Origin of the sequence: Candidatus Seribacter sulfatis (assembly GCF_964187635.1) — a bacterium.
Classification (GTDB): domain Bacteria; phylum Verrucomicrobiota; class Verrucomicrobiia; order Opitutales; family Seribacteraceae; genus Seribacter; species Seribacter sulfatis.
In genome coordinates this window covers 1-4,654 of sequence record NZ_CAXLMO010000084.1, presented here as the reverse complement: position 1 = coordinate 4,654, position 4,654 = coordinate 1, and the positions used below count along the sequence as shown (strand labels likewise).

Below are 4,654 nucleotides of genomic sequence, written 5' to 3'. Positions count from 1 at the left end.
CCGCATGCATTTAAGACCGAGTCCCGCACTTCCTCCGAAGTTAATCTTCTCATATCATAGCGCCAAAATGACTGGTTTAATGGATCCTGTGCGAGGGCAAGGTCATTGGGCATGGAAGATCTTTTATAAACATCGGAGCTCATGATCAACCTGTGCATCTCTTTTATATCCCAACCGGATTCCATAAATTGAAGAGCCAACCAATTGAGTAAATTAAGATGAGTCGGAGGCGTTCCCTGGAACCCAAAATCACTTGAACTCTCAACAATTCCACGGCCAAAATGGTATTGCCAGATTCGGTTGACCATCACCCGGGCAGATATCGGATTATCTTTGGATCCAATCCACTTGGCCAAGGCCGTTCTTCTCCCCGATGATTTAGGTAGCTTTTGTATGACTGGTTCTGGTGGGCTAAGCACTGCGGGAAAAGCAGGGAAAACTTGCTCTCCTTCCAGGGCTGGATTTCCTCTACGTAGAATCTTGGTTACCCGCTCCCCATGTTCTCCGACCGCGAGTACTTTATAATGATCAGATTTTGGCTTTTGAGAAAAATGCTTCGTAAGGTCTCGCTTCCAGGCTTGATAGCGACCAAAAGTACCGTCACTCATCACTTTTTTAGCGTGTTTACGAATAAGTCCGGCGAGATCAGCGGCTTCTTCAAAACACTCCAATCCCAAATCGATATATTGTCCGCCAACTGTTTGTCGGCAGTGTACTGCCACAACATTCTTACCAGTTTGCAAAACATCTGCACTTATATCAGTAATGTCGTGCGTCTGGTATTTCGAAATATGTCCAGGTTTTTGAAAAACGAGTTTACCATTAAGATACACCTCCACGTCTTCATCATGGTGTAGGTTCAACCGTAGAGTTTTGGGAATGGCCGCCAAGCGAAAGGAAGTCCTCATCCAGATATCTTTACTCTTCCATATGGTTCTCACATTCGCCTTTGGGGTTCCCTTGGTTCCAAATCCACCTATTCCGCTTTTCCAATCTCTGGCATCAAATCCGACTTCAATCCATTCCTGCCTGGGCTTTCTTTCCAGATAATTCCACTGGCTTCCTTTACCTCTGGCATCCTCGAGTAATAAAACTGGTTTTGCACGAACTTTATTCGACTTTGGAATGGAAGCATCTTTATGAAAGGCAACAAGGAACTTTTCTTCAAAACCAGTCATCAGCGACCTGAGTGTTTGCCTACGCAATTCCCATTTCTGAATATCTGATTCATATGTTTTATTTCCAACTTGGTCTTTTACTTCTACCAAATTGGAGTCACCCCTTCCATGAGGAGTGATGTTCGCAAAAAACGAGAGCATGGAATAATAATCTTTAGTTGGTATTGGATCGATTTTATGGTCGTGGCAACGGGCACAACCAACAGTCATACCAAGAAAAACCTCAGTTGTGGTACGAACAATATCGTCTAAATAATCATAACGGGCCAGCACACGATCTGCGGGTTCGTCGTCCCAGATACCGAGTCGGTGGAATCCAGTCGCGGTTATGGCTTCGGCATTCGCCTCTGGAAGTTCGTCCCCAGCCAGTTGTTCGAGAATAAACTGGTCGTAGGGTTTATTTTGGTTAAATGCATTAATCACATAGTCCCGGTATCGCCATGCCTGCGGCTTATTCCCGTCTCTCTCATACCCATTGGTTTCGGCATAGCGAACAAGATCAAGCCAATGTCTGCCCCATTTCTCTCCGTAGTGGGGAGAGGAGAGGAGCTGGTCCACCAGTTGGTTAAATTTCGTTGGTTCTTGATTGGAAACATAAGCATCCACTTCCTTTGGAGTGGGGGGAAGTCCGATCAAATCATAATACATTCTCCTGATTAAGGTATGATCCTCAGCTTGTGGATTGGCAGGCAAATTTTGTTGGGCAAGTTTAGCCTGGATGAATCGATCGATCGGGTTGGCATGGTCCGGTAAATCCGGAATAATTGGATGTGTGGGTTTCTTGTATGCCCAGTGAGATTTAGTTGTTTCATTAACCTCGGTGGTACTGGCATGGCTGTGAGCATTTTTAGGTACAATCTCGTCTTCCTTGGGAAAGGGGAGTCCCATTTCAATCCATTTCCCCAATGCATCGATTTTATTCTGAGGCAATTTTCCAATCGGAGGCATTTGATGATCCTCATCCTTATAGGAAACCATTTCCAGCATCAGGCTTGCTGCGGGATTTTCCATGTCCACGGCGGGACCAACTTCACCTCCGGCAAGCACTCCCTCTCTGGTGGTCAAGACAAGTTCTGCCCGCACTTTATCTGCCCCGTGGCACTTCCAGCAGTTTTCTTCGAGCAAGGGCTTGATTTCTTTTTTCCACAATACAATACCATCCTCTGCACTTAGATTTTGAGTAAGCAGACAGATCGAAAGAAGGATACAGATGCCAACTGGGGATCTAGAAAAGTACCGAACAAAAGATTTAGTCATCAATAAATAATTTATGCTTATATTTCTGCTGGGCAACATGGTCCTACGCCACGGCTAAAGAAAGGTAACCGAGGTTGGTGGAAATCTCATCGGCAGCTTGCTTGATTAACCGGCCAGTATGTTCGATATTTTGTTTATCCATCCGTCCTGAAGGAGCGACTAACCAAATGGCTCCTGCAACATTATTTTTTTTGTTTTTAACCACAGCACCAATGCAAATTTGACCTTCCATTTCTTCTTCCCGATCCACCGCATAGCCCAGTTGGCGTACTTGGATAAGTTCTTTGTCTAATTTTGCCTGGGTGGTTATTGTTTTGGATGTGAAACGGGTAAGCTTGAGTCTTGAAATTATTTGCCCGTATTCTTTGGCAGAGAGAGCAGCCAAATATGCTTTGCCGGGGGCCGAGGTGTGTAATGGAAAGCGTAAGCCAGGCTTTACCTTAAAGCTAAAATTATGCAGTCCATCAATTTGTTCCAACACAATTCCTTCCTCCTCCACAATGGTTCCCGCCAACATACTTTCTCGGGTTTCATCCCTCAATTTATAAAGATATGGAATAACCGATTCGATGAAGGAAGGATCTCCCGTTACCGGGGTAGCCAGTTGTAACAACTTTTCTGATAGAATAAAACCCGGTCCGTCCTTACTCTTCTTAACATACTTTCTCCGTTCCAATGTGGTCATGATTCGATAAACACTATTTATTGGCAATCCTAGGATGGCAGCCACTTCATTCACGGAAAGCCCCTTTGTTTTTTCGTTCAGCAATTCAATAATTGAAAGTGCACGATCGAGACCGGGAACATTATATTTTTGATCAGTTGATAAAGACATGCTTTGATATATAAACTATAATCCAAATATCAAAAAGCAAAATATTTAGGACAAATTCTTTTTAATTTTTTTAATGTCCATTCGTAGTATTCCGTTTTACCAGTCTTGTCATCGCGCGGGCGAAGCCCGTGGCGATCCACTGGGGACCAGTAAGCGAACCGCAACACCCGATCGCCTTCCCTCGAGACACGATGGATTGCCGCGTCCCTCGCTCCGCTCCCTCCTCGCAATGACAAAGTGTGCGTTGTAACCGAACCGCCCATGTCATTCCCCACACACCTTGTCATCGCGAGGGCTGAAAGCCCGTGGCGATCCACTGGGAACCAGTAAGGGAACCGCATCACCCAAACGCCTTCCCCCCTAAATCCTGTTTGACAATACCTTCCTATTTTTAATCTAATTGGTCATTAATTTCTCTGTTCCTGTTATGAAAAAACTACCAATCCTGATTTCGTTCCTATTTTCCACACTTTTCCTGTGGTCTGCCAATCCAGTTCCGTATTCGGGCAAGGTCGCAATTCGGGGAGTCAATTACTTTGGGGATGCCCAGTTTACATTTTCCCTACAGGACAAGGATGGCAAGACCCACTGGCAGAATGGTAAAAGTAAGGACGACTCGATCAAAGTAAATATTCGCAACGGACGGTATACTGTTCTTCTCGGTGGACAGGGGATGAGCGTCTTGCCACCCCAACTGTTTTTGGACAATGATGAACTGTATTTAAAGGTTCGCTTTGATGATGGGGACGGCAAGGGCCTTCGCCACCTCGCTCCCGATCAACGGATCACCGCCACCCCGCGGGCACTAGTTGCTGAGGTTGCGAAGATCGCAAAAAATGCTGATTCTGCAAAGGTAGCGGACTCGGTTCAGGCGGGTGCTATTACCAAGTCGATGCTTGGGCAGGATGTCCTTTCCGATCTCAACCGCACGGTCACTTCTTCTGAGATCGCGGCTAACACCATCACCACCGCCCAGTTAAACGAACAAATCCTCAAATATTTAAAGCCGGAGATTACCCTGGCCCCACAGGCCCCAGGTCTGATTTTTAATGGACAGACCATCACTCTTCATTCCCGAGCAGAGGGTAAGTATTTGAATTATCAATGGTATAAAAACGGCCAGGCGATTGCAGGTGCGGATAAAAAACGCTTCGTGATCGAGGATGTAAATGGCACCCAGCACGATGGAAACTACACCCTTGTGGTGAGCAATGATTTTGGATCCATCACCACGCAACCTACATCGCTTGTGGTGGATGGTACCCCAACAAGCCACACCGTGGCCTCGATCAGTATGGATATGATTTTCTGCCCGCCGGGCACTTTTACGATGGGCAGTCCGTCCAGTGAAACGGGTCGGGGAGGGGATGAGACCGAACACTCA

Annotated in this window: 4 protein-coding genes; 1 reads left to right on the top strand and 3 read right to left on the bottom strand. The window is 46.1% G+C overall.

From position 1 onward, the window contains the following. From ACKPQ5_RS08160 to ACKPQ5_RS08150, 3 genes are all read right to left on the bottom strand, one after another. Positions 1-2,435, bottom strand: a 2,435-nt coding sequence (locus tag ACKPQ5_RS08160) for a DUF1549 domain-containing protein (protein WP_407678612.1), incomplete at its 3' end; no start/stop codon positions are given. A 43-nt stretch (positions 2,436-2,478) separates the two neighbouring features. Further along, positions 2,479-3,270 carry an IclR family transcriptional regulator gene (locus ACKPQ5_RS08155; protein WP_407678611.1) on the bottom strand — a complete coding sequence of 264 codons (792 nt, stop codon included), beginning with the start codon at positions 3,268-3,270 and terminating at the stop codon, positions 2,479-2,481. Between the two features lie 29 nt (positions 3,271-3,299). Next, entirely contained in the window at positions 3,300-3,611 is a 312-nt protein-coding gene (locus tag ACKPQ5_RS08150; protein ID WP_407678610.1) for a hypothetical protein, read from the bottom strand. 86 nt (positions 3,612-3,697) lie between these two features. Here ACKPQ5_RS08150 and ACKPQ5_RS08145 point away from each other — a divergent pair. Then, on the top strand, positions 3,698-4,654 hold a 957-nt coding region (locus tag ACKPQ5_RS08145; protein WP_407678609.1), incomplete at its 3' end, for an immunoglobulin domain-containing protein.